Source organism: Microbacterium aerolatum (genome assembly GCF_007988825.1).
Classification (GTDB): Bacteria; Actinomycetota; Actinomycetes; order Actinomycetales; family Microbacteriaceae; genus Microbacterium; species Microbacterium aerolatum.
In genome coordinates this window covers 20,031-44,458 of sequence record NZ_BJUW01000004.1, presented here as the reverse complement: position 1 = coordinate 44,458, position 24,428 = coordinate 20,031, and the positions used below count along the sequence as shown (strand labels likewise).

Here is a 24,428-nt window from a genome sequence, read left to right as displayed (position 1 = left end):
GCTTGAAGGATCGTGAAGCACTCGCACGCACCCGCCGTCACGTCCCTGCCGCAAGCGCCGCGGGACGAGGCCTCGGCGCGCGTGCGCAACTACTGGATCACGATGGGGATCCGCATGGCGTGCTTCGCGCTCACTGTGCTGGTGACGCCGTACGGCTGGTACACCTGGGTGTTCGCGATCGCCGCTGCGATCCTGCCCTACATCGCCGTCGTGTTCGCGAACGCCGTCAGCCCCACGGCGACCTCGCCTGCCGAATCGCCGGTCCAGCAGCTCACGACATCGACGCCCGCCGAGAATCCCGCCCAGACGGATCCCACGGTGATCACGATCCAGGAGCGCCAGACGCCGGGAGACGACGAGAAGTGACGCACGAATGCTCACGCGCCGGCTGCCGGCGCGAGGCGACGCAGCACATCGTGTGGCGCAATCCCCGCATCCACAGCGCCGACCGCGAGAAGATCTGGCTGGCGTGCGATGAGCACGCGGGGTTCCTTCACGACTACCTCGCCGCGCGAGACTTTCCCGTGACCGTCCGTGAGGGGCTTCCGAGTTGAGCAATCGTTTCGTGCGCTGGGGCGTGTACCTCCTCATCGCGATCGGCTTCGCCGTCGCCTGCGTGTTCCTGTCCGACTGGCAGTTCGACAGGAACGAGAGTCGCGCGTCCGACATCGCGCTGGTCGAGCAGAACTACGACGCCGCCCCCGTCCCACTGGGCGAGCTGATCGACGAAGACGGCGAGCTGGATGCCGGAGACGAGTGGCATCCGGTGATCCTGCATGGCGAGTATCTCGCCGAGGAGCAGGTGCTGGTGCGCAACCGGCCGCACGGCGGAACCAGCGCGTTCGAGGTGCTCGTGCCATTCCGCGACGCGGACGGACGGATCTTCATCGTCGATCGTGGCTGGGTTCCGCCCGGCGAGGGCGCCCTACCGGATGCCGTACCGGCGTCGCCGTCGGGCACAGTCGAGGTCACTGTGCGCCTCAGGACCGGCGAGCAGCTGCCCAGCTCGGGCCGCAGCGCTCCGGAGGGGCAGGTCCCCACGATCCACCTGCCGACCGTGGCCGATGATCTGGACGGGGTCGTGATCGTCAGCGCCTATGGCCAGATCGTCGAGGAGACGCCGGCGCCCGATACCGCGCTCGGGTCATTCGACTCCCCCACAGACGATCCGGGACCGCACCTGTCCTACGCGATCCAGTGGATCCTGTTCGGCGTGATGGGCTTCATCTTCATCTTCTACATGATCCGCACCGAGGTGCAGAAGCATCGTGAAGAGGCAGAGGGCCGGCCTGCGCCCGCGAAGCGGTCACGACGGCGCGATCGGGATGCCGACGCCGAAGACGAACTGCTCGACGAGGTCGAGACGCCGGTCTGATCAGTCGCCGAGAAGGTCGGGACGCCGCACCCTGGTGCGTTCGATCTGCTGGTCGCGGCGCCAGGCGGCGATCGCACCGTGATTGCCGCTGAGCAGAACGTCCGGGACGGCGCGCTCGCGCCAGGACGACGGCTTCGTGTACGAGGGGTACTCCAGGAGTCCGTCCTCGTGGGACTCCTCGACCAGGCTCTCCGGATTGCCGACAACGCCGGGGATCAGTCGCCCGACCGCCTCGATCATCGCCATCGCGGCGACCTCGCCGCCGTTGAGCACGTAGTCGCCGAGGCTGACCAGGCGCACCTCGCCGAGCGTCGCTGCGTACTCGAACACGCGCTCGTCGATGCCCTCGTAGCGTCCGCAGCCGATGATCAGGTGCTCGCGCTGTGCGAAGTCTCGTGCCGTCGCCTGACGGAAGACCTCACCGGCGGGCGAAGGGAAGATGATGGTCGGCCGCTCGGCGGCCCCAGAGGCCGAAGAAGCGAGCTCGTCGAGGGCGAGAGCCCACGGCTCCGGCTTCATGACCATGCCCGCTCCCCCGCCATACGGGGTGTCGTCGACGGTGCGGTGCCGGTCGCTCGTCCAGTCCCGGAGATCGTGGACACGCAGGTCCAGGATGCCCGATTCGCGTGCCTTGCCGAGAAGGGACAGCGCGAGACCGTCGAAGTACGACGGGAAGATCGAGACGACGTCTATCCTCATGCGCTGATCGTAGCGATCGCTCACTCGGAGGCGTCGCCCTGGCCGTTCGCCTCGTCGGCGTCCGCGATCTCCTCGAAGAGACCGGCGGGAGGCGTGACGATGACGCGGCCGGCGGCGATGTCGACGGCCGGAACGATCGCCGCGACGAACGGGACCATGACCTCGTCGCCCCCGCCCGAAGGCTTGACGATCAGCAGGTCCTGAGCCGGGAGGTGCTCGACGCGCGCGAGCTTGCCGATGACGACGTCATCGCGCACCACATCGAGGCCGACGAGCTGGTGGTCGTACCAGGCGTCGTCCTCGGGCTCATCGGCATCCTGATCGATCCACAGGATCGCGCGGACAAGCGCTTCGGCACCCTCGCGATCGTCGACGCCCTCGAAGAAGACCACCGGATTGCCGTTCATCACCCGGTACTCGCGGACGGTGATGGACTTGCCGTGCCACGGAGATGCCTCAGGCACCTGCAACGTGAACTCGGCGCCCAGTACGAAGCGTCGCTCGGGGTTGTCGGTGTACAGCTCCAGCTTGAGTGCACCCTTGAGGCCGTGCGCCTTGACGAGGCGTCCGACCCTCAGCTGGTTCTTGCCCTGGTTGCGGTCGCTCTGGACCACGTCAGTCGTCCGCGACGTCAACGCGGACACGCTGCCCATCCGCCAGGGCGGAGATGAGCGTGCGCAGAGCCTTTGCGGTGCGGCCGCCGCGCCCGATCACGCGTCCACGGTCGTCGGGGTGCACTCGCACCTCGAGGAGGTCGCCTCGCGGCGAAGTGGATGCGGTGATGCGGACATCATCCGGGTGATCGACGATCCCCTTGACGATGTGTTCGAGCGCGGCGGCGAGCACGGCGATTACTCTGCGTCGGCGGCGGGAGCCTCAGCGGCCTCCGCGTCGGCGGCGGGGGCCTCCTGCGCGGGAGCCTCCTCCTGCTTCTTCTCCGCCTTCGGCTTGATGACGGACTTCTTCGCCGAGTCGATCTCGAACGGAGCCTTGGGCTCTGCGACCTGGACGGTGGACTTCGCGTCCTTGTCGCCCTTGAACTTGCCCCAGTCGCCGGTCAGCTTGAGGATGGCGGCAACCTGCTCGGTCGGCTGCGCGCCGACGGAGAGCCAGTACTGCGCGCGCTCCGAGTCGACCTCGATGAACGAGGGCTGCTCGGTCGGGTGGTACTTGCCGATCTCCTCGATCACGCGACCGTCGCGCTTGGTCTTCGAGTCGGCGACGACGATGCGGTAGTAAGGCGCGCGGATCTTGCCCAGGCGCTTGAGACGAATCTTTACAGCCACGATTCTCCTGAATGGTGTGGAAGGAACGAACTGGTCGCCTGGAGAGTGGGGTGCACACCCGGCGGAAGCTCAGAATGGGTGGACGCGATCTGGATAGAGGGTCGAGAACGTCGTCCGACCCTCTATTCTGCCAGATCCTGACCGCGGGCGCGAAACGACGCGAGCCGCATGTCGGGAGTCGCAGACCCGGCGTGTCAGACTGTGCTCGTGAAGCAGGAGTTCGCGCAGTCACCTCGTTCGACCGTAGGGCTCGAGTGGGAGATCATGCTCGCAGATCCCGACACCGGCGACCTCGTCGGACGGGCGCCTGAGCTGCTCGCGGCTCTCGAGGACGAGAGCGCGCCGGAGCGCCACACCGTGACCGGTGAGCTGCTCACGAACACGATCGAGGTCACCAGCGGCATCGGTCAGGACGTGGCGCACGCGGTGGGCGACATCGCCGCCGCGATCGCAGCTGTACGCGCCAGGACCGACCCCGCCGGTATCGAGCTCCTCTCGGCCGGAAGCCACCCGTTCGCGCAATGGTTCGACCAGCGCGTCACCGACAAGACGCGGTATCACCGCCTGATCGAGCGGACCCAGTGGTGGGGTCGCAACATGATGATCTGGGGCATCCACGTCCACGTCGGTGTCGAGGATCGCGACAAGGTGATGCCGATCATCGGCGCGCTGAGCGCCTACCTGCCGCACCTGCAGGCACTCGCGTCCTCGAGCCCGTTCTGGGCCGGAGAGCGCACCGGCTACGCCTCCAACCGGGCACTCGTCTTCCAGCAGCTGCCGACGGCGGGCCTGCCCTGGCCGCTGCACACCTGGGCGGACTTCGAGCGCTATCTGGATGACATGGTGCGCACCGGAGTGATGGCGGACGCCAGCGAGGTGCGATGGGACATCCGTCCGGCGCCCCGGTGGGGCACGATCGAGGTGCGCGCCTGCGACGGCCTGTCGACTCTCGCCGAGCTGGCATCGGTCGCGTCGCTCGTACAGGTGCTCGTGGAGCACTCCTCACGACGGCTGGATGCCGGTGAACGCCTGCCGACCATGCCGTCCTGGTTCCACCGTGAGAACAAGTGGCGCGCCGCGAGGTACGGGCTCGACGCCCGCGTGATCGTCGATGAGGACGGGAATCAGCGCGAGGTGCGCGAGCAGCTCACCGAACTGCTGAGCACGCTGGCCCCGGTCGCCGCCGACCTCGGCTGCGGGGACGAGTTCGCCGCGACACGCGTCATCCTCGACTCCGGTGCCAGCTACGAACGCCAGCTCCGCGTGGCCGACGCCGCCGCCGGCGACCTCCGTGAGGTCGTCCATCACCTCATCCACGAGTTCCGCTCTGGGCCGGGCGCCCCGGTCGTCTGATCAGTCTGCGTCGACCCAGTCGAACGTACGGGTGACGGCCTTGCGCCACCTGGCCAGCAGGCGGGCGCGCTCGACCTCGTCGGTGCTCGGAGCCCAGCGGGCGTCCTCCTTCCACATGCTGCGCAGCGTGTCGAGATCGGCCCAGACGCCGACCGCGAGCCCTGCCGCATAGGCGGCGCCGAGGGCCGTGGTCTCGATGATGGCCGGGCGGATGACGGGGACCCCGAGCACGTCCGCCTGGCACTGCATGAGCGTGTCGTTGGCCACCATCCCGCCGTCGACCCGCAGCTCCTCCAGTGTCACGCCGGTGTCGGCGGCGACGGCATCCAGCACCTCGCGCGTCTGGAACGCGACCGCCTCGAGCGCGGCGCGTGCGATGTGGCCCTTGTTCGCGAACCGCGTCAGCCCGAGGATCGCACCACGCGCGTCGGGGCGCCAGTACGGGGCGAACAGGCCCGAGAACGCGGGCACGATGTAGACGCCTCCGTTGTCCTTGACGCTGAGCGCGAGCTTCTCGATCTCGGGCGCTTCGTCGAACAGACCGAGGTTGTCGCGCAGCCACTGCACGAGCGATCCGGTGACCGCGATCGATCCCTCCAGCGCGTAGTGGGGAGCGTCATCACCCAGTCGGTAGGCGACGGTGGTGATCAGCCCGTTCTCGCTCTCGACGATCTCCTCGCCGGTGTTCACGATGAGGAAGTTCCCGGTCCCGTAGGTGTTCTTCGATTCGCCACGATCGAACGCGACCTGTCCGAATGTCGCGGCCTGCTGGTCGCCGAGGATCGCGGCGATCGGCGTGCCGTCCAGCGCCGTCCCCTTCGCTGCGCCGTACTCCTCGGACGATGAGCGGATGTCAGGCAGCATCGACCGCGGCACGCGGAACGCGGCGAGGAGGTCCTCGTCCCAGTCGAGCGTGCGCAAGTCCATCAGCAGCGTGCGGCTGGCGTTGGTCACGTCGGTGGCGTGGACGCCGCCATCGGGTCCGCCGGTGAGGTTCCACAGCACCCAGGTGTCCGGTGTGCCGAACAGCAGCTCCCCTCGCTCTGCCCGCTCGCGGGCACCGTCGACGTTGTCGAGGATCCAGGCGATCTTGGATGCCGAGAAGTACGTGGCCAGCGGAAGCCCGGTGACGTCGGCGAACCGGCGGATGCCGCCATCCGCGGCGAGCTCGTCGATGAGCGGCTGGGTGCGGGTGTCCTGCCAGACGATCGCGTTGTAGACGGGCTCGCCGGTCGCACGATCCCAGACGATCGCGGTCTCGCGCTGGTTGGTGATGCCTATCGCGGCGACGTCCGACGCCGCGACGCCGGCCGTCTCGAGCGCCTCGTCGACCACGTCGCGCGTGTGCGCCCAGATCTCCGCCGGATCGTGCTCGACCCAGCCCGCCTCGGGGAAGATCTGCTCGTGCTCGCGCTGGCCGGTGGCGACGATCGCGCCCCGCTTGTCGAAGACGATGGCGCGGGTGCTCGTGGTGCCCTGATCGATGGCGACGATGTGCATGTGTGTTCTCCAGCCGGTGACGGCGCTGTCGGGTCTGCTCCACAGCCTAGGAGAATGCGGCGAATGGCCCGTCACACGAGCCCGGCCCCGTCGATGTGGGCGAGGATGGAGGGGTAAGCGCGACGAGGGGGAAGCAGAGGGGAACCATGAGCGAGAGCACCGCAACGGCAGAGCGAGAGAGCGTCCGGGCAGCACGTGAACTCGGTCGCACGACGGTCGTCGTGATCGGCGCAGGCATCAACGGGATCGCCACGTTCCGCGACCTCGCGATGCAGGGCGTCGACGTGCTGCTCGTCGAGCGGGAGGACTTCGCTTCCGGCGCCACCGCCGCGTCCAGCCACATGATCCACGGCGGCATCCGGTATCTCGAGAACGGCGAGTTCCGGCTCGTGAAGGAGTCGGTGACCGAGCGCAACGGCCTGCTCAAGATCGCCCCTCACTTCGTCAAGCCGCTGCAGACGACGATCCCGATCTACTCGACGTTCTCCGGCATCTTCGCCGCTCCCCTGCGGTTCCTCACGCACAAGCAGGGCAGGCCGCAGGAGCGCGGCGCGTTCCTGATCAAGATCGGGCTCATGCTCTACGACACGTTCTCGCGGGATGGCGGCAACGTGCCACGGCACCGGTTCCTCGGTCGCCGCAGGTCTCTGGAGCAGCTGCCGAAGCTCGATGAGGAGATCAAGTACACCGCGACGTATTACGACGCCTCCGTGCACGATCCCGAGCGTCTCGCCCTCGACGTCCTCCGTGACGGCGAGGCCGCGCACACAGGCGCCCGCGCGCTGAACTACGTGGAGGCGGTCGGTCTCGACGGCGACCGCCTGCGGCTGCGCGACCGAGAGACCGGCGCCGACTTCCACGTGCAGGCGGACGTCATCGTGAACGCCTCGGGCCCGTGGACCGATCTCACCAACGAGGCACTCGGCACGGCCACCGCGTTCATGGGCGGCACGAAGGGCTCGCACATCGTGCTGGATCACCCCGAGCTGCTCGAAGCCACCGGCGGTCGCGAGATCTTCTTCGAGCACTCCGACGGCCGCATCGTGCTCATCTATCCGCTCAAGGGTCGCGTGCTGGTCGGCACGACCGACATCGACGCCGACCCCCGCGAACCCGCGCGCTGTACGGACGAGGAGGTGCAGTACTTCTTCGACCTGATCGGGCACGTCTTCCCTGCGATCGCCGTTGATCGTTCGCAGATCGTCTACCGGTACTCCGGCATCCGCCCGCTGCCCCACCACGACGACACCGCCCCCGGCTTCGTCTCCCGCGACTACCGGATCGAGCGGCGCAAGGATTCCGGCGCACCGGCCGTGTTCAGCCTCGTCGGCGGCAAGTGGACGACCTTCCGCGCGCTCGGTGAGAACCTCGCGAACCACGTGCTCACAGAGCTGGGACGGCGGCGGGTTGCAAGCACCGCCGGCGTGCGCATCGGCGGCGGGAACGGCTACCCGAAGACTCCGCGCCGCAAGCTCGAGTGGCTCCGCGACAACGTCGGCGACGACGAGCGCGGACGCGTGCTGTTCGGCCGGTACGGCACGCGCGCCGCCGATGTCGCCGCCTTCATCGCCGACGGAGAGGACTCGCCGGTGGTCGGCGACCTGCTGTCGAGCCGCGAACTGCGGTGGATGGTCGAGAACGAGCAGGTCTGCCATGTGGCCGATGTCGTGTTCCGCCGGACGAGCCTCGCCTTCACGGGAGATGTCGATGCCGGTGTCATCCGCGCGATCGCCGAGGGACTCGCGCCGTATCTGGGTTGGGATGCCGCGCGCGTGGATGCCGAGATCGACGACACCGCATCCAAGTTGCGCGACGCGCACGGCGTCGATGTCGCACAAGCGGTGGCCGCGGGAGTCGTCACGGGGACAGCTTCCGCAGGTCGTTGAGCGGAGTCGCCGCGGGCGACGCAGACGAAACGGGTTGAGCGAGCCGAAGGCGAGTCGAAGCCTCAACTCCCCCGGAGGCGTTTCGACTCCTCGCTGCGTTCGTCGCTCAACGACCCGCAACTCCAGCATCTTGCGAGAAGCTCATCCGCGGGTCGTTGAGCGGAGTCGCCGCAGGCGACGCAGACGAAACGGGTTGAGCGAGCCGAAGGCGAGTCGAAGCCTCAACTCCCCCGACCTCTGCGCCCCGGGCCTCAGCCCTTGCCGAACAGCTTCTGGATCTCGGCAAGATCGGCCTCGCTGGGCGCCTTCTGACCGCCGAGCCCGAAGCCCGATCCGGTTGCGGGCCCCGTCGGCAGTCCGGCGTTCTCCGCGGCGCGCTTGGCCGGGTTGCCCGACCGGGATCCGCTCTTGGCCTTGCCCTTCTTGCCGCGCTTGGATGAGGCGCCGGGGCGCCCCATGCCGGGCACCGCACCCATACCGGGAATGTTCGGGGTTCCGCCGCGCGCGACGGTCTTCATCATCTTCGCGGCCTGGTCGAAACGCTGCACGAGCTGGTTGACGTCGGTGACGGTCATGCCGGAGCCCTTGGCGATGCGCAGACGACGCGATCCGTTGAGCACCTTCGGGTTGCGGCGCTCACCCGGCGTCATCGAGCGGATGATCGCCTCGGTGCGGTCGATCTCCTTCTCGTCGAAGTCCTCGAGCTGCTGCTTCATCTGGCCCATGCCCGGGAGCATCCCGAGCATCTTCTTCATCGAGCCCATCTTCTTCATCTGCTGAAGCTGGTCGAGGAAGTCCTCGAGGGTGAAGGCCTCGTTGGCGAGCTTCTCGGCGACCTTCTGAGCCTCTTCCTCATCGAAGGCCTGCTGGGCCTGCTCGATGAGGGTGAGGATGTCACCGAGGTCGAGAATGCGGCTCGCCATGCGGTCGGGGTGGAACGGCTCGAGGTCGTCGAGTCCCTCACCCGTGGAGGCGAAGATGATCGGACGGCCGGTGACGGATGCAACCGAAAGAGCAGCGCCACCGCGGGCGTCGCCGTCGAGCTTGGACAGCACGACACCGGTGAAGTCGACGCCCTCCTGGAAGGCCTTGGCCGTGTTCACGGCATCCTGACCGATCATGGCGTCGATGACGAACAGGACCTCGTCGGGGTTCGTGGCCTTGCGGATGTCGGATGCCTGCTTCATGAGCTCGGCATCCACACCGAGGCGACCGGCGGTGTCGATGATGACGACGTCGTGCTGCTGGCGGCGTGCGTGCTCGACGCCGTCGCGGGAGACCTTGACGGGGTCGCCGACGCCGTTGCCGGGCTCAGGAGCGTAGATCGTGGCGCCGGCCTGCTCGGCGACGACCTGCAGCTGGTTCACCGCGTTCGGGCGCTGGAGGTCGGCGGCGACGAGCAACGGCGTGTGGCCGTCCTTCTCGAGCTGCTTGGCGAGCTTTCCGGCGAACGTCGTCTTACCGGAACCCTGGAGCCCGGCAAGCATGATGACGGTCGGCGGGGTCTTCGCGAACTCCAGGCGACGCTGCTCGCCGCCGAGGATGCCGACGAGTTCCTCGTTGACGATCTGGACGACCTGCTGCGCCGGGTTCAGGGCCTTGCTGACCTCGTCGCCGAGCGCGCGCTCGCGCACCTTCGCGGTGAAGTCCTTGACGACCGCGAGGGCGACGTCGGCGTCGAGCAGAGCGCGTCGGATCTCGCGGACGGTGCCGTCGACGTCGGCCGCGGTGAGCTTGCCCTTCGTGCGAAGGTTGCGGAACGTATCGGTGAGGCGATCGGAGAGCGTGCCAAAGGTAGCCATGGTGCTCTCGATTCTACGCGAGCGGCGCCTGACTGCTCAGCGCGGCACGAAGTGCGGATCCGTCCGTGCGCCGCTCAGATCCGCCAGGGCAGATCGTGGATGCTGCGCAGTGCCTCGCCCACGAGCGAGTCCGGCGTGCCGTGGCCGGCTCCGCGCTCGGCCCACACGCGCAGCGAGGACAATACGGCGGTCGCATGTGCCGAGCCGAGGATGTCCGCAGGAATCGCGGCGATGCCGCTGCCGCGCGCGGCCTGCGAGATGCCCTCGGCGAGGCGCGCGCTGCGCAGCCCCGTGTCACGGACCAGCTCCTCTTCCAGTCCCATGGCCGCCGCGTTGCGCAGCGCGAGAGCGAGCGGGTCGGGTGCGAAGTCGTGCACCACGCTGCGCAGGATGCCGCGCACGGCTGCGGCGTCGGCATCCGCCCCGAGTGCGGTCAATGCCGCCAGAGCCTGATCGATCCGGGCGTCCAGGCCTGACCACAGGACATCGCTCTTCGAGGAGAAGTAGTTGAAGAAGCTGGATCGGCTCACGCCTGCGCGCTGGGTGATGTCGGCGACCGACGTCGCCTCGTACCCCTGCTCGAGGAACAGCTCGCACGCCGCTTCGGCGAGCGTCTCGCGCGACGACGCACGGGGGCGTCCGGGGCGCGGCTCGTTTCTCACCCTCCCACCGTACCTCTGAGCGTTCCATGCTCTTCGGATGTATTGTTAGACGGCATCCAACAATAGGAAGGCGACCATGCTCGACATTCTCGCTGCGGGGCTCGCGCCGCAGTTCGTCCCGTATCTCGACGGCTGGGAGCTACAGCGCAACGTGCACCACGGCGTCGTGGAGGGCACCCGCCCCGACACCCTGATCCTCCTCGAGCACGAGGCCGTGTACACCGCAGGCAAGCGCACCGAACCGCAGGAGCGCCCGCAGGACGGCACGCCGGTCGTCGATGTCGACCGTGGCGGCAAGATCACCTGGCACGGCCCGGGTCAGCTCGTCGGCTACCCCATCGTCCGCCTGCCGGAGCCGATGGATGTCGTCGCGCATGTGCGCCGCCTCGAACGTGTGCTCATCGAGATCCTTCGCCCGCTCGGCGTCGACGGTTACCAGGTCGACGGACGCAGCGGTGTGTGGGTGCACCGGCCCCTCAGCGAGGACAAGATCGCCGCGATCGGCGTACGCGTGCAGAACGGCGTGACGATGCACGGCTTCGCGATCAACTGCGACAACACGCTGAGCGGGTTCCGCGGGATCATCCCCTGCGGAATCACGGATGCCGGCGTCACCACGGTGAGCGAGGTCGTCGGTCGCGACGTCTCCCCCGCAGACATCGTGGATGCCGTCGCGACGGCGTTCGCCGCCGAATACTCGGATCCCGAATTCTCGGACGCTGCAATCGAAGGAGTTCCCGCGTGAGTGCCGCTGTTCCCGAGGGTCGCAAGCTGCTGCGCCTCGAAGTCCGCAATGCCGAGACGCCGATCGAGCGCAAGCCGGAGTGGATCAAGACCAAGGCGAAGATGGGGCCGGAGTATCAGGCGCTGCATTCGCTGGTGAAGGACGAGGGGCTGCACACCGTCTGCCAGGAGGCGGGCTGCCCGAACATCTTCGAGTGCTGGGAGGACCGCGAGGCGACCTTCCTCATCGGCGGTTCGCAGTGCACGCGGCGTTGCGACTTCTGCCAGATCGACACCGGCAAACCGGACGCCTACGACACGGATGAGCCGCGCCGGGTGGCCGAGAGCGTCACTCGAATGGGGCTGCGCTATGCCACGGTCACGAGCGTCGCCCGCGATGACCTGCCCGACACGGGTGCCTGGCTGAACGCCGAGACCGTCCGGCGCATCCACGCCGAGAACCCGAACACCGGCGTCGAACTGCTCGCGAACGAGCACAACGGCGACCCGGAGTTCCTGGGCCAGATCTTCGACGCGCGCCCCGAGGTGTTCGCGCACAACGTCGAGACCGTGCCGCGGATCTTCAAGCGCATCCGCCCCGCGTTCCAGTACGAGCGGTCGCTGAACGTGATCACGCAGGGGCACGACGCCGGGCTCATCACCAAGTCGAACCTCATCCTCGGCATGGGCGAGGAGCCGGAAGAGGTCGTGCAGGCGCTGAACGACCTGCACGAGGCGGGCTGCGACATCATCACGATCACGCAGTATCTGCGTCCGACGCCGCGGCACCTGCCGGTCGCACGCTGGGTGAAGCCGGCGGAGTTCGTCGAGTTCAAGGAGGAGGCCGAGCGGATCGGTTTCCTCGGCGTGCTCGCCGGGCCCCTGGTGCGCTCGTCGTACCGCGCTGGGCGTTTGTGGGCGCAGTCGATGATCTCGAAGGGACGCGAGATCCCGCCGCACCTGGCGCACATCGCCGAGGGCGCGGACCTGGGCTTCGCTCAGGCCGTGTGAGTTCCGCCCCGGGCATGGTGCTCGCCCCCGCTGTTCGGGCACAATCAGACTCAGCGCGGGTCACCGCGCGGTCTGGGGGCAGGCGTGGTCGGGGACGAGAAGGTCGGCGCGAGCATCTTCGCGCTGGCGAACGAGGATGCCGACGATGCACGTGAATGGCTGTCGGAAGCCTTCACGACACAGCGCAGGGATGGGTCCGCGCACGCCCTGACAGAACAGCAGCAGAGCGACATCCGCGAAGTGCTGAGCCTGGACTGGTGGCAGAGCGTCGTGGCGGACGGCATGTCCGACGGCCACACCGCCCACGGCATCCGGCTCGGAAATCTGCTGCCGGCCGCGGTGCGCGCGGCATCCGCCCTACCGCTCGGCGGCGTCGTGCTGGCGATGTACCTCCGGAACCTGGTGAACGAGGCGTGGGAGCTCAACTGGGATCACACGCTGATCCGCGCAGCGGTGAACGCGGCAGCCGATGCGGCAAAGGCGCTGGCACCGGAGGGCGCGGACGCCGTCGCCTGGAGCCTGCTGCGATTCATGAACCATGAGTTCGACGTCGAGACTGCGCTGCTCACCGGAAACCTCGAGGCCGTCGTCGCAGTGACAGCCGAGGCCATTGCGAAGATCGCTCTGATCCGGCAGTCCGCGCGCGAGCTGCCGGCCCACCCCGGGCGCGAGACGCTCATCGCCGAGACGCGTTCCGAGCACCGCTACTACCGGGCGATCAACGAGATCGCGCTCGCGACCTCCGACCTGCTCGCGCGTCGCACGTACGACGTCAGCGCGGAGATCGCTCGGATCGCTGATCTGATCGACGACGGCGGATTCCGGCCGATCGACGCGAGTGAGCTTCGCGGCCACCTGGCATCCCTCCAGACAGTCAGTGCCGCAGCCGACCGCCCCTGGCTGCACATCGACGAGGGGCGGGTGCGCATCGTGTACGGGTTCGGGGTCATGCAGCACGGGTCGGCCGAGCTCGCCGACGACCTCGACGCCGTCCGCGATCTCGTGTCCGCAGACGACAAGAACGGTCGCCTAGGACCACTGCTCGTGACGAAGGTGCTGCGACGGCTGACTCTCAGCGACGTCTGGCAGGGCTCGGACAGCCTCGGTCGTCGTTACCGGGGTTCGACCTTTCAGCTGGAGGACATCCTGCTCGACGGTCCGGGAACCGGGGCCGACGTGGTGCGGATCCGCACGCAGGTGCAGCTGTCCGAGCTCGGCAACCATGCGGTTCTGTTCGACATCGAATTGGAAGACGCGCCCGCGTTCGAAGTCGCGCAGATCGTGAGCCTGGCGACCCCCGTGTACGGCGATCTCACCGAGATTCCGCACGTGCTTCATCTGCATCCGCGCTCCGACTCGCGCATTCGGCTGTCGCGACTGGCCGACGTCGTGGGGGCGATCCTCGAGGATCTGCGCACGCTGTTCCGGCGGGTGCGGGATGATCCGCAGACCGCGCACGGGCCCATGCCGAGCGCCCCGGCCGATCCGATCTCCGCCCGATCCGGGTCGTTCGGCGTGCTCGTCACCGTCGAACGGGCATCGAGTGATGTCGCAGGTCGCCGCATCCCCCTGGACTCCGCACGTGAGATCAGCGGTCTGTGGGGAGCGCAGCCGCTTCTGCATCCGCTCCCCGCCGGCGCATCGGGCGTCGCCGATTGGACCATGTACGACGTCGATGCCGCGAAGCCCTTCGAGTTGCTGCATCTCAACGATGAGCTGCTCACCGCGAACTCGAACGTGACTCTGCTGGCCAGCTTCCGCTCGCCCGACTATGCGGTCAGTGAGATCGAGAGTTTCATCACCTTCGCCCACAGCATGCATGGCATGTATCAGGCCTGGCAGAGCACGGTGCGCGAACACGCGGAGACCATCTCCGTCCTTCTCACCAAGGTCGAGCATCTGCTCCGGGAGACCGATGATGCGAGCTCGAGCGGGGATCATGGCCGGCAGCAGGAGGTCACGGATCGGCTCGGCGATCTCGTACGGGTCATCGAACGCGCCGAGCTCGACCTGCAGTCCTTCGTGCAGTCGAAGCAGGCCATCATGCTGTTCGTCGAGTCACCGGCGATCGTCTCGTCGCCCGCACTGCGAGTCGACCTCGACACCGTGCTCCGATCGAATCGCTATGACCTGCTCCGCGACGGCTTCGAGCGCGCCGTGCGGGATGTGCTCGGCTCACGCCTGCAGCCGCTGCTGGATGTCTGCCACCGCAGGATCGAGCGCATCCTGGACGACCGGCAGACCGAGCGCGACCGTCGCTCCGAACGTGTCGAGCAGGTACTCGGAGTCGTACTCGCCGTCATCGGAATCTCGGGATTGGCGTCCGTGCTGCAGGAAGGATTCGGTCTGCACGGCGACGTCACCTGGTGGTTCATCGTCGCCATTCTGGCCGTCGCCGTTGCGATCGGGGTCATGATGATCTTGATGTCGCGTCGAGCGCGTAGCTCCCGACCGAGACCACCGACATGACCTCGTACGCAGCGGGTTCGACAACCGATGAGCTCCGCGAAGCGCACCGCGCACTGTTGACGCCATCGTTCCGCGCCGGAGAGCTCATGTCGGAGGACGACTTCCTCGCGCAGTTCCCCGTTCGGGCGCACGCACTGATCGCGCGAGATGACGACGGGCGGATGCTGGGGATTGCCGTGGTCGAGCGATTCCGCGACGCCGTCCTGCTGCAGTACCTCGTCGCCGCGCCGCAAGCGCGCGGCATGGGTGTGGGATCAGGCCTGCTGAAGGCCGTCATCGCGGAGTGGGGGTCCACTGCCACCGTGATGCTGGCGGAGTTCGATCGACCGGATGTCCAGACGCCGCATCCGGCGCACGGCGATCCCGCGGCGCGCCTGCGGTTCTACGCCCGGTTCGACGCGCTGGCGCTCGACCTGCCCTACTTTCAGCCGGCGGTGTCAGCGGACACCGGTCGCGAACACGGCATGCTGCTCGCCGCATTCGATCGGGACGGCGCGATCGCTGATCGTGGGCGGCTCAGCGCCGCACAGGCCGCCGCGGTGCTGAGCTACCTGGACGAGATCCTCGACGGAGCAGACGACCCGGACGCCAGTCGGCTCCGCGATGCTGCGACAGGTGACGGGGGCATCCGTGCACTGCCGCTCGATCGCTATGCGGAGATCGCGCGTTCCCCGCTCTAGCGACTTGCGCGCATGATCAGTCCGCGCTCATCACCGACTGCACAGAGCCGTCGGAGGCGAGGTTCACCAGCAGCACCTCGTCGGTCTCGTCCGCGTCGAGCGCGTACTCGAGCACCGCGAACGGCTCGGATCCGCCGTGCTCATCGGCGAGGATCGTCATGCTCATCAGGCGGAGAGAGCGGATGATGTCGACCGAGTCATCCCCGCTGACGTCGACGAGCATGTCCGCGAGCTCTTCGCCGTAGGCCTCCTGCTGCTGCAGGATGTACTCGGTCACCTCGCTGGTGCGGTCGTCGACTTCGGCGAGCATGCCGCGCCGTGCTGCGGCATCCACGTTCTCGATCCCCGAGATCAGCGCTGCGGCGATGTCGAGGGCATCCGGGGAGATGTCGTCCTGGTCGGGCGCGGTGAGGTCGACGGTCACCGTCTGATCGCCGAGATCCACCGTCTCGCTCCAGAAGATCGATCCGTCCGGGCCCGAGGACAGCAGTCCGAAGTAGTCGTGTTCGATCGCCATAACGCTATGAAACCAGTCCGTTCACTGCCCGACAAGGGATGCCACGAAGACGTGCGGCGTGAATCCGGTGAGGTCGTCGATTCCCTCTCCCTGGCCGAGGAGTTTGACCGGGATGCCGGTGCGCTCCTGCACCGCGAGGACGAAGCCGCCCTTGGCCGATCCGTCGAGCTTGGTGATGACCAGCCCGGTCACCCCGGCGTGCTGGAGGAAGGCCTCGGCCTGCATGACGCCGTTCTGCCCGGTGGTGGCATCCAGCACCAGCAGCACCTCACTGATCGGAGCCTGCTTCTCGATGACCCGGCGGATCTTCGTCAGCTCGTCCATCAGCCCGCCCTTGGTGTGCAGGCGGCCGGCGGTGTCGATGATCGCGATCTCGATCCCCTCGCGCTGCGCGAACTCGATCGTCTGGTAGGCGACGGATGCCGGATCCTGCCCCTCCTGCTGAGGCCGGACGATCGCCGCTCCCCCACGCTGCGCCCAGGTGGCGAGCTGATCGACGGCAGCGGCGCGGAACGTGTCGGCGGCGCCGACGACCACGCTGCGCTGATAACCGCGCAGGAACTTCGTGAACTTGCCGATCGTGGTGGTCTTGCCGACGCCGTTCACGCCGACGACGAGGACGACAGCCGGACGCTCGGTGAGCTTGAGCGTCGTGTCGAACTTCGCGAAGTGCTCCTCGAGGGTCTCCTGCAGCATGCGCTGCAGGTCCTTCGGGTCGGTCGTGCGGTAACGCTCGACCTTGTCCTGCAGCTCGTCGACGATGCGCTCGGTGATCTCCGGACCGAAGTCGGCGGTGATCAGCGCGGTCTCCAGGTCTTCCCACGTGTTCTCATCGATCGTGGGCTTGACGAACATGCCGCGCAGTGCGCGACCGAGGGACCAGGACTTCTCCGCCATGGCTCCAGCCTATGCGGTGCCGGACCACCGGGCTGTATGCCCCCTCGCCTCGGAAAACGGAGATGAGCTGGCGTGTCGGCGGCGTGTCGGCCTGCACCGCGCCGAGGCGCGCCGACGTGCATCCGCGTTTTCCAACGTGCCGGCACCGGAACGACGGGGACTAGCGTTGCGTGCGTGAGTGTCGAGGCCGTTTACATCCATGGTGCGGGGCGCCGCGGCGCGGCGGCTTGGCCGAGCGTCGACGCGGACTCGAGCGAGTTTCTCAGCTTCGAGCCCGGGTCCTCGATCACGGAGCAGGTCGAGACGCTCGTGGCCACCCGCGGCGCACGGCGCCCGTTGCTGTTCGCACACTCGATCGGCGCGGTTCCTGCCGTCCTCGCCGCAGCATCCGGGCGCATTCAGGTCGCCGGACTCGTGCTCGTCGAGCCCGCGCTCTACGACATCGTGCGCGGAGAATCATCCATCGAGCGGCACATCTCCGCCGTGACAGAGGCGCGTGCCCAGGCCGACTCCGGCAACCTGCGGGGGTGCTGGGCGATCCTGCGGCCGCTCATGTTCGGCGGGGCGTTCGATCCCGCGACTTGGGATGCGGAGCGTCCGCTGGCTGAGAGATGGGCGACGACGAACGTGCCCTGGGGCCACGGCATCCGGCGGCAGATGCTCACCAGCATCCCGACCCTCGTCGTCACCGGTGGCTGGAACGAAGAGTACGAGACGATCGCCCGGAGTCTGGTGGCCGACGGCGCGGCGCACCACGTCCTTGAGGGCGCGCAGCATCGACCGCAGGACCTGCCGGGGTTCGCTGTAGCGATCGCTGAATTCACGGGCGCTCTCGCGGCGGGCACCACTTCGGATCGCAGCTGAGACACGCCGGCGGCGGCTCGTCACACACGGCGTTTCGCGCCTCTGCTCCGAAGCTGTGCGCGCTCGGAGGGATCAGCTGGCGGCGGCCGCACGGTCGCCAACGCGCTGACCGACGACGGCAGAGACGCCGTCCTGGCGCATCGACACTCCGTACAGGGCGTCGGCGATCTCCATGGTCCGCTTCTGGTGCGTGATGACCAGCAGCTGCGAGCTCTCCCGCAGCTGTTCGAACACCGTGAGCAACCGGCCGAGGTTCGCGTCGTCGAGGGCGGCTTCGACCTCGTCGAGGATGTAGAACGGGCTCGGCCGCGCCTTGAAGATCGCGACCAGGAGCGCCACCGCCGCCAGCGACCGTTCGCCACCGGACAGCAGCGACAGCCGCTCGATCTTCTTCCCCACCGGCCGCACCGACACCTCGATGCCGGTCGTGAGCATGTTGTCCGGGTCGGTGAGCGAGATACTCCCGGATCCGCCCGGGAACAGCAGCGGGAAAACCTCGCCGAATGCCTGCTTGGTGTCCTCGAACGCACTCGCGAAGATCGTCTGCATCCGCTCGTCGAGGTCGGCGATGATCGTCAGCAGGTCTTCTCTGGTCTGAGTGAGATCGGCGAGCTGCTCGGTGAGGAATGCGTGACGCTGCTCGAGAGCCGCGAACTCCTCGAGGGCCAGCGGATTGACGCGGCCGAGCTGCGTCAGCTTGCGCTCGGCGTCGGCGAGACGCCGCTCCTGCATACGACGGTCGTACGGGATGGCCGTCGCGTCGACACCGTCCATCGCGTCGGGGTCGACCTCCGCCAGCGGGTCGCGCGGCACGAGCTCCTCAGGGCCATATTCCGCAACGAGAATATCTTCGTCGAGCGCGAGTTCGGATGCCACGCGCTCCAGCAGACTCGTCAGGTGGAGCTTCTTCTCGTGGATCTGCAGCTCGAGACCGTGCACGCTCTCGGTGAGCCCGGCGAGACGTTCGCGCAGCGAGGTCTCCTGCGCGCGCAGCGCCGTGAGCTCCTCGTTCTGCGCCGACCGGGCGCTCTCGGCCTCGCTGAGCGCCACGCGCGCCTCGGTGACCGAGCGATCCAGTGAGTCGAGGATGCGCGGCAACTCCGCGGCGACTCCCGCGGCAGCCTCCCGCTGCGCCCGGCGGATCACGGCGCGGCGTGCGGCCTCGGCTGCGGCATCCCGTTCCTGTTCGCGCTGGCGCTCGAGGCTGGTCACCCGGGCCTGCGCAGCGCGCACGCGCTCGCGCAAGGTCTCGATCTCGAGACGAGCGCGAACCTCGCCCTCGCGAGCGGTCTCCAGCGCTTCGAGCAGGCCGTCACGGGCCGATGCGTCGAGCACTGGACGCGGCTTCGCCTCGGCCGTCTCGAGCTCCGCCTTGGCTGCGGCCGCGGCCGACTCGGCATCCGCCACAGCTGACTGCGCCTGCGCGAGCCCTGACTCGAGCCGCTCGCACTCGGCGACGGCTGACTCGTGGCGGACGGTGACGCGGTTCACCTGCTCCGCGTGCGTCGCAAGCGCCGCGTCGTGCTCGCGCAGGGCACGCAGCGACTCCTTCGCATGCCTGCGCGTCTCCTCGACCCGCTCCGCGCCGTCCCCGCGCGCCTCGCGCAGCGAGTCGACGATCACGCGCACCTCGGCGAGGCGCTCCTGGGCCGCGTCGCGCTCGGCCGCGAGTTCGAGGCGCGAGCGCTCTCCCCCGGCTCCCGTCCGCAGCGTCTGCGCGGTGACCACGTCTCCCCCGGTCGTGACGATCGTCACCGACGTGTCGCCGAGCGCATCCAGCGCCGCACGCGCATGCTGTGCTGCGACGAGATCGTCGGCGATCAGCACGTGGGCGAGCACGCCGAGGACACCGGCCGGAGCGGTGACCACCGAGGCTGCCGAAGTGACACCGGCCGCCTCGGGCAGGTCGGCTGCGGCGCCTGGGGCATCCGCGATCACGAAGTCGACCACGCCGCGGCCCTGCTCGGCGGATGAGGCAGCCAGCGCGAACGCGGCATCCGCGTCGTCGACCAGAACGCCTTCGGCGAGCGGACCGAGCACTGCGGCGATCGCCGCCTCGTATCCGGCGGTGACCTGCACGGCGTCGCCGACGAGACCGCGGACTCCGGCGGCGCCGGATCTCACGACCTCGGCCGCCCCGCCGGACAGCGAAAGAGCGCTGCTGAGCGCAGACGCCTTCGCCGTCAGGGACTCCGCCTCGCGCTCGGCCGAGTGCAGCCGCTCGCGCAGACCCTCGAGCTCGCTCTCCGCCGCGGTCGCCTCACGCTGCGCGGTCTCGTAGGCGGCGGCGTGCTCGGCCGCGCTCCCCTCCGGCGCCTCAGCGTCGTCGATCTGCTCCAGAGCATCGGCCGCTTCGCGGCGACGCTCGTTCGCGGCTTCCAGCGCGGTCTCCTGGCGGAGCACAGCACCGCGAACGGCAGCGAGAGCGGATGCCGCCGCCTCCGCCGTTCCTCGCAACGCCGTCAACCGCATGTCGTGCTCGGAGACGAGCGCGCTCTGCTCGGCGATGTCGACGTCGAGCGTGTCGAGTTCTGCCCTGGCGCTGACGACCTCACGGCTCGCGGCCGACGCGGCATCCTGTGCGTCTCCGAGACCGGACGAGATCACGTTGATCTCCTCCTTCGCCTCGTCGATGGTCGCCTGCGTCACGGTCACGGCGGCGACAGCGGCGTCGTCGTCCTCTGAACCGAGGAGCGCGAGTCGCTGGTTGGCCAGTGTGTAGAGCGACCGCATCCGCTCCTGCACCTGCTCGAGCCCGAACGCAACGCGCCGAGCCTCGTCGACGGCCGCCGAGTTCTGATCGGCCTCGAGCTTCGCGATCCCGGCACGGACCGTGTCGGCCTGCTCGGTGAGGACGAGACGCTCGGTGTGCCGCTCCTGCTCGGTGCGGGCGTGATCGGCGAGCGATGTCCGCAGCGCGACGACGTCGTCTGCGAAGATCCGCGCCTTCGCGTCGCGGACGACGGCGGCGATGGTCTGCGCTTCGCGTGCGATCTCGGCCTGACGTCCGAGCGGCTTCAGCTGGCGGCGGATCTCGCCGGCCAGGTCGCTGAGGCGCGTGAGGTTGGTCTCCATCGCGTCAAGCTTGCGGAGAGTCTTCTCCTTGCGCCGGCGATGCTTCAGGATGCCGGCGGCCTCCTCGATGAATCCACGGCGGTCCTCCGGCGACGCCTGCAGCACCGTGTCGAGGCGCCCCTGACCGACGATGACGTGCATCTCGCGGCCGAGACCGGAATCGCTCAGCAGCTCCTGCACGTCGAGGAGCCGGCAGCTCGAACCGTTGATGGCGTACTCGCTCGAACCGTTGCGGAACAGCGTGCGACTGATGGTGACCTCGGCGAACTCGATCGGCAGAGCCCCGTCGCTGTTGTCGATCGTCAGCTGCACCTCCGCCCGGCCCAGCGGCCCGCGCGTCGAGGTGCCGGCGAAGATGACGTCCTCCATCTTGCCGCCGCGCAGCGTCTTCGCGCCCTGCTCGCCCATGACCCAGGCGAGACCGTCGACGACGTTCGACTTGCCCGACCCGTTGGGGCCGACGATGCAGGTGACGCCGGGTTCGAAGACGAAGGTGGTCGGCTGCGCGAAGGACTTGAAGCCCTTGAGCGTCAGGCTCTTCAGATGCACGGGCGCAGCACCCTTCGGCCGAGAGGTCGTCCAGCGAGAATCACGCCGCAACGCTACCGGAATCACGCGGTTTTACCGGCATCCCGCGCGGCAGAGGCACAGATCCCCGGAGACCGCGACACGCCGATAACTGAACAAATGCTTGACGCTCACACAAATCAAGGACTAACTTTGGCAACCGGATCGCTCACGAAAGGAGGACGCCCAATGATTACCATCAACACCGCAACAGCCGCAGGCTTCGCTACTGCGCGCGCTGCGCATCTGGCGTCCTCGACTTTCGGCATCCGACGTAGCGCGCTCGCATAGAACTGCAGCCCGAGATCTCTGCCTCTGCAGGCTGATCTCTTCGCCGGTTCCCGCCGCTCCCGCATCGGTCGACATCCTCGACCCTCTGCATCCCGATGTCTCCATCTCTTGAGACCTCTCGCCACTGCGCACGTCCATTGCGGACTCCGCGCACGATCCCCCTCGAAACACTCGAAAGAAACGAGCACTCTCGTGAGTACCGACATGCTGCTTCGCAGCACTCTTCACCCACCGTGTCCCGAGAACCAGGAGGTCCTCGAGGTCACCGTACCGACAGACCGCAGTGAGCTCGCGCTCACGGACCGGCTCTCGTTGCGCCTCGGCCTGTGGCTGCTGCTGCGCGCCGAGCGCTCGCACCGCAGAGCCCCACGCACCATCAGCCAGGAGCAGATGATGCTGCTGCGGGAGAACCGCCGCACCATGGAGCGCGAAGCGCTCACGATGCTCACCCACAGCCTGCAGCGCTTCCCGCGCTGAGATGAGGAGAGCTCCCGTGAGCATCCGTCTCACCGACACCGCGACGCTGCATCCGCTCGTGCTTCCCGCACGGGCGGATGCGGCGCCCACCGACACGATCCGCACCTACGCGGACGTGCGCAACAGGTCCATCCACGATGTGACCGGCCGCACGGAGGACGCCGCGACCGCCGAGGCCCTGCTGCCGATGCTGCGCTCGAACCCTGAGGTGACGCGCACCCAGTGGTACGTGCTCGACGACGCCGAGATGGTCGGCGTCGCGACACTGAACATCATGGCCGACTCCGGCGGCAGCACCGCGATCTCGATCATCAGCCTGCTGCGCTCCGCATGGAGTCGAGGCATCGGCTCCGCCGTCCTGCCACACATCGAGGCGGCGGCCCGGGATGCCGGCGTGACACGCCTGCTCGTGTGGGTGGAGCACCCGACATCCGACGATTCCGTCCTGCCGTCGCCCACCGGCTTCGGTGAGATCCCGCGCGATCATCACGCACGCTTCCTCCTCAAGCACGGCTTCTCGCTGGAACAGGTCGAGCGGGTGAGCATGCTCACCTGGTCGGATGCCCAGACCGCGCGCATCCGCACGCTCCGAGACGAAGCGGCGAGTAAGGCCGTCGGGTACCGCGTCGTGCAGTGGACGCTGCCGACACCGGCGGAGCACGTCGCCGGCTACGCCTGGATGAAGGAGCACATGTCCACCGATGTGCCGGATGCCGAGCTCGGCATGCCGGCCGAGAAGTGGGATGCCGAGCGCGTCGCACGACACGACGATCGGTACCGGCAGCGCGGCACGACCGTTCTGGTCACGGCGGCCGAACATGTCGCGACCGGTGAGCTGTGCGCATACAACGAGCTGGCCATCGATATCGATGAGCCCGCGTCGACCACCCATCAGGAGGACACCCTGGTTCTGGCGTCCCATCGCGGACACCGGCTGGGGCTGCTCGTGAAGGCCGCCGGGCTCCTGTCCTGGCGCGAGATGCACCCGGACTCCCCCGGAATCATCACCTACAACGCCGAAGAGAACCGCCCGATGCTCGATATCAACGAGGCCATCGGGTTCGCGCCCATCTCCTACGAGGGCGCCTGGAAGAAGGATCTGAGATGACACTGCTCGCCGAAGAGCTGACTATCACCGAGATGGTGATCCCCGCATCCGTGGATGCACCCGACGCCGAGGACTTCCTCGCGATGGTTGATCTCGCCAACGAGATCTGTGTCGTTGATGCCGGCGCCAACGACCTGCACGAGCAGCCGGAGGAGATGCTGCCGCGCTGGCTCGATCGCACAGATTCCACGTACCGGGGTTACATCGCGCGCCGCGGAGGCGCGGTCGTCGGTGCCGCGTACCTGAAGACCTCGAACGAGGCCGGGAGCACGACGGCGGAATCGGACATCATGGTGATCCCGCCGCATCGGGCGTCGGGAGTCGCGCAGGCGCTCCTGACCCGCGTCGAGGATGAGGCGAGGCTGCTCGGTCGCACCCTGCTGCAGGTGTGGACGCTGCACCCGGCCAGCACGTCTGATCGGATGCTGACGCCCGCGACCGGTCACGGCCGCGTGCCGGCGAACGAGCTGAGTGATCTGTTCGGGGACAACGGATACACGATGGAGCAGGTCGAGCGCACCAGCACCCTCGCCCTGGACGGTGACCTGTCGCTCGCCGAGCGCATGCTGGCCGAGGCGACCGCCGTCGCCGGCGACGACTACCGGGTGATCGCCTGGACCCTGCCGACGCCGGAGCACCTGCGCGAGGGGTACGGTTACGTCATCTCCCGGATGGCGACCGATGTGCCCAGCGGTGACCTCGTCTTCGAGGAGGAGAAGTGGGATGCCGCACGCGTCGTGCGTCACGACCAGGTGATCGCGGATGCCGGACAGCTCCTGTCCGTGACCGCCGTGGAGCATGTGCCGTCCGGGCGCATCGTGGCGTTCAACGAACTCGTGATCGGCCCCGATCGGTCAGGCGTGACGCACCAGTACGGCACCCTCGTCGTCAAGGAGCACCGCGGCAAGCGGCTCGGCACGATCGTGAAGTGCACGAACCTGCTGCGCTGGCAGGAGATCGCGCCGCAGTCGCCGAAGATCTGCACGTTCAACGCCGAGGAGAACCGCCCGATGCTGAACATCAACGAGGCCATCGGCTTCGTTCCGGCATCGTATGCCGCGGGCTGGCAGAAGAAGCTGGCCTGACACCGCCTCGGCGAGGCCGGTCGGAGATCATCCTTGCGGTGTATCTTCGGCCGGCCATCTGCGTCCGCAGGCGGACGACACCGCGGAGACTGCCGACGAGG

The 24,428-nt window shown here is 68.1% G+C and carries 22 protein-coding genes and 1 pseudogene; 13 read left to right on the top strand and 10 right to left on the bottom strand.

Annotated features, from left to right (window positions below; all coding sequences use genetic code 11):
* The first annotated feature begins 12 nt into the window (after window positions 1-12).
* The 3 genes from MAE01_RS05620 to MAE01_RS05610 are packed head-to-tail and all read left to right on the top strand — an operon-like array spanning window position 13 to window position 1,375.
* A complete protein-coding gene (locus tag MAE01_RS05620; RefSeq protein ID WP_147038587.1) occupies window positions 13-366 on the top strand; it encodes a DUF3099 domain-containing protein in 354 nt (117 codons plus the stop codon).
* Entirely contained in the window at window positions 363-554 is a 192-nt protein-coding gene (locus tag MAE01_RS16145; RefSeq protein WP_147038586.1) for a hypothetical protein, read from the top strand. Before MAE01_RS05620 ends, MAE01_RS16145 begins: the two co-directional genes overlap by 4 nt.
* A complete protein-coding gene (locus MAE01_RS05610; protein ID WP_147038585.1) occupies window positions 551-1,375 on the top strand; it encodes an SURF1 family cytochrome oxidase biogenesis protein in 825 nt (274 codons plus the stop codon). The genes MAE01_RS16145 and MAE01_RS05610 overlap by 4 nt, the downstream gene beginning before the upstream one ends.
* Here the strand turns inward: MAE01_RS05610 and trmD are convergent, their stop codons facing one another.
* Genes trmD through rpsP form a run of 4 tightly spaced genes read right to left on the bottom strand, consistent with a single transcriptional unit; the run spans window position 1,376 to window position 3,360 of the window.
* Window positions 1,376-2,074, bottom strand: coding sequence for a tRNA (guanosine(37)-N1)-methyltransferase TrmD (gene trmD, locus MAE01_RS05605; RefSeq protein ID WP_147038584.1), 699 nt, complete (start codon window positions 2,072-2,074; stop codon window positions 1,376-1,378).
* Window positions 2,075-2,094: 20 nt separating this feature from the next.
* The gene (gene rimM / locus MAE01_RS05600; RefSeq protein WP_229718195.1) at window positions 2,095-2,688 is read right to left on the bottom strand and encodes a ribosome maturation factor RimM; all 594 of its coding nucleotides are present in this window, start codon (window positions 2,686-2,688) and stop codon (window positions 2,095-2,097) included.
* A gap of 1 nt (window position 2,689) precedes the next feature.
* Window positions 2,690-2,920, bottom strand: a complete 231-nt coding sequence (locus tag MAE01_RS05595; protein ID WP_147038582.1) for an RNA-binding protein — start codon at window positions 2,918-2,920, stop codon at window positions 2,690-2,692.
* Window positions 2,921-2,925: 5 nt separating this feature from the next.
* Entirely contained in the window at window positions 2,926-3,360 is a 435-nt protein-coding gene (rpsP, locus tag MAE01_RS05590; protein WP_147038581.1) for a 30S ribosomal protein S16, read from the bottom strand.
* 168 nt (window positions 3,361-3,528) lie between these two features.
* On the opposite strand from rpsP, the gene MAE01_RS05585 reads away from it, so the two are divergent.
* Window positions 3,529-4,713 (top strand): glutamate--cysteine ligase, encoded by a 1,185-nt coding sequence (locus MAE01_RS05585; protein ID WP_371861763.1) that lies wholly within the window; start codon window positions 3,529-3,531, stop codon window positions 4,711-4,713.
* On the opposite strand, the gene glpK is transcribed toward MAE01_RS05585, so the two are convergent.
* Complete coding sequence (gene glpK / locus MAE01_RS05580) at window positions 4,714-6,213, bottom strand: glycerol kinase GlpK (RefSeq protein ID WP_147038580.1); 1,500 nt, start codon at window positions 6,211-6,213, stop codon at window positions 4,714-4,716. It lies immediately after the preceding gene.
* A gap of 146 nt (window positions 6,214-6,359) precedes the next feature.
* Here glpK and MAE01_RS05575 point away from each other — a divergent pair, with 146 nt between their 5' ends.
* Complete coding sequence (locus MAE01_RS05575; RefSeq protein WP_147038579.1) at window positions 6,360-8,099, top strand: glycerol-3-phosphate dehydrogenase/oxidase; 1,740 nt, start codon at window positions 6,360-6,362, stop codon at window positions 8,097-8,099.
* Window positions 8,100-8,350: 251 nt separating this feature from the next.
* Here MAE01_RS05575 and ffh read toward each other — a convergent pair whose 3' ends face one another.
* Window positions 8,351-9,901, bottom strand: a complete 1,551-nt coding sequence (gene ffh / locus MAE01_RS05570; RefSeq protein ID WP_147038578.1) for a signal recognition particle protein — start codon at window positions 9,899-9,901, stop codon at window positions 8,351-8,353.
* 74 nt (window positions 9,902-9,975) lie between these two features.
* Complete coding sequence (locus MAE01_RS05565) at window positions 9,976-10,563, bottom strand: TetR/AcrR family transcriptional regulator (RefSeq protein WP_147038577.1); 588 nt, start codon at window positions 10,561-10,563, stop codon at window positions 9,976-9,978.
* A gap of 73 nt (window positions 10,564-10,636) precedes the next feature.
* On the opposite strand from MAE01_RS05565, the pseudogene lipB reads away from it, so the two are divergent.
* The 4 genes and pseudogenes from lipB to MAE01_RS05545 all read left to right on the top strand — a co-directional run.
* Window positions 10,637-11,308 (top strand): annotated as a pseudogene (lipB, locus tag MAE01_RS05560) (lipoyl(octanoyl) transferase LipB); the annotation flags it as partial.
* Window positions 11,305-12,297 carry a lipoyl synthase gene (gene lipA, locus MAE01_RS05555; RefSeq protein WP_147038575.1) on the top strand — a complete coding sequence of 331 codons (993 nt, stop codon included), beginning with the start codon at window positions 11,305-11,307 and terminating at the stop codon, window positions 12,295-12,297. The pseudogene lipB and the gene lipA, both read left to right, overlap by 4 nt.
* Window positions 12,298-12,381: 84 nt before the next feature.
* Window positions 12,382-14,766, top strand: a complete 2,385-nt coding sequence (locus tag MAE01_RS05550; RefSeq protein WP_147038574.1) for a hypothetical protein — start codon at window positions 12,382-12,384, stop codon at window positions 14,764-14,766.
* Window positions 14,763-15,446, top strand: a complete 684-nt coding sequence (locus MAE01_RS05545) for a GNAT family N-acetyltransferase (protein WP_147038573.1) — start codon at window positions 14,763-14,765, stop codon at window positions 15,444-15,446. The genes MAE01_RS05550 and MAE01_RS05545 overlap by 4 nt, the downstream gene beginning before the upstream one ends.
* 16 nt (window positions 15,447-15,462) lie before the next feature.
* Here the strand turns inward: MAE01_RS05545 and MAE01_RS05540 are convergent, their stop codons facing one another.
* Together MAE01_RS05540 and ftsY are read right to left on the bottom strand one after the other, a co-directional pair.
* Entirely contained in the window at window positions 15,463-15,963 is a 501-nt protein-coding gene (locus MAE01_RS05540; RefSeq protein ID WP_147038572.1) for a DUF2004 domain-containing protein, read from the bottom strand.
* A gap of 21 nt (window positions 15,964-15,984) precedes the next feature.
* Complete coding sequence (gene ftsY / locus MAE01_RS05535) at window positions 15,985-16,860, bottom strand: signal recognition particle-docking protein FtsY (RefSeq protein ID WP_147038571.1); 876 nt, start codon at window positions 16,858-16,860, stop codon at window positions 15,985-15,987.
* 174 nt (window positions 16,861-17,034) lie between these two features.
* Here ftsY and MAE01_RS05530 point away from each other — a divergent pair, with 174 nt between their 5' ends.
* Window positions 17,035-17,724, top strand: a complete 690-nt coding sequence (locus MAE01_RS05530; RefSeq protein ID WP_229718196.1) for an alpha/beta fold hydrolase — start codon at window positions 17,035-17,037, stop codon at window positions 17,722-17,724.
* 72 nt (window positions 17,725-17,796) lie between these two features.
* Here the strand turns inward: MAE01_RS05530 and smc are convergent, their stop codons facing one another.
* Window positions 17,797-21,348, bottom strand: coding sequence for a chromosome segregation protein SMC (smc, locus tag MAE01_RS05525; RefSeq protein WP_147038569.1), 3,552 nt, complete (start codon window positions 21,346-21,348; stop codon window positions 17,797-17,799).
* Window positions 21,349-21,849: 501 nt separating this feature from the next.
* Here smc and MAE01_RS05520 point away from each other — a divergent pair.
* The 3 genes from MAE01_RS05520 to MAE01_RS05510 are packed head-to-tail and all read left to right on the top strand — an operon-like array spanning window position 21,850 to window position 24,327.
* On the top strand, window positions 21,850-22,134 hold the full coding sequence (locus tag MAE01_RS05520) for a hypothetical protein (protein WP_147038568.1): 285 nt from the start codon (window positions 21,850-21,852) through the stop codon (window positions 22,132-22,134).
* Between the two features lie 16 nt (window positions 22,135-22,150).
* A complete protein-coding gene (locus MAE01_RS05515) occupies window positions 22,151-23,242 on the top strand; it encodes a GNAT family N-acetyltransferase (RefSeq protein WP_186806136.1) in 1,092 nt (363 codons plus the stop codon).
* The gene (locus tag MAE01_RS05510) at window positions 23,239-24,327 is read left to right on the top strand and encodes a GNAT family N-acetyltransferase (RefSeq protein ID WP_147038566.1); all 1,089 of its coding nucleotides are present in this window, start codon (window positions 23,239-23,241) and stop codon (window positions 24,325-24,327) included. Before MAE01_RS05515 ends, MAE01_RS05510 begins: the two co-directional genes overlap by 4 nt.
* The last annotated feature ends 101 nt before the right edge of the window (window positions 24,328-24,428 follow it).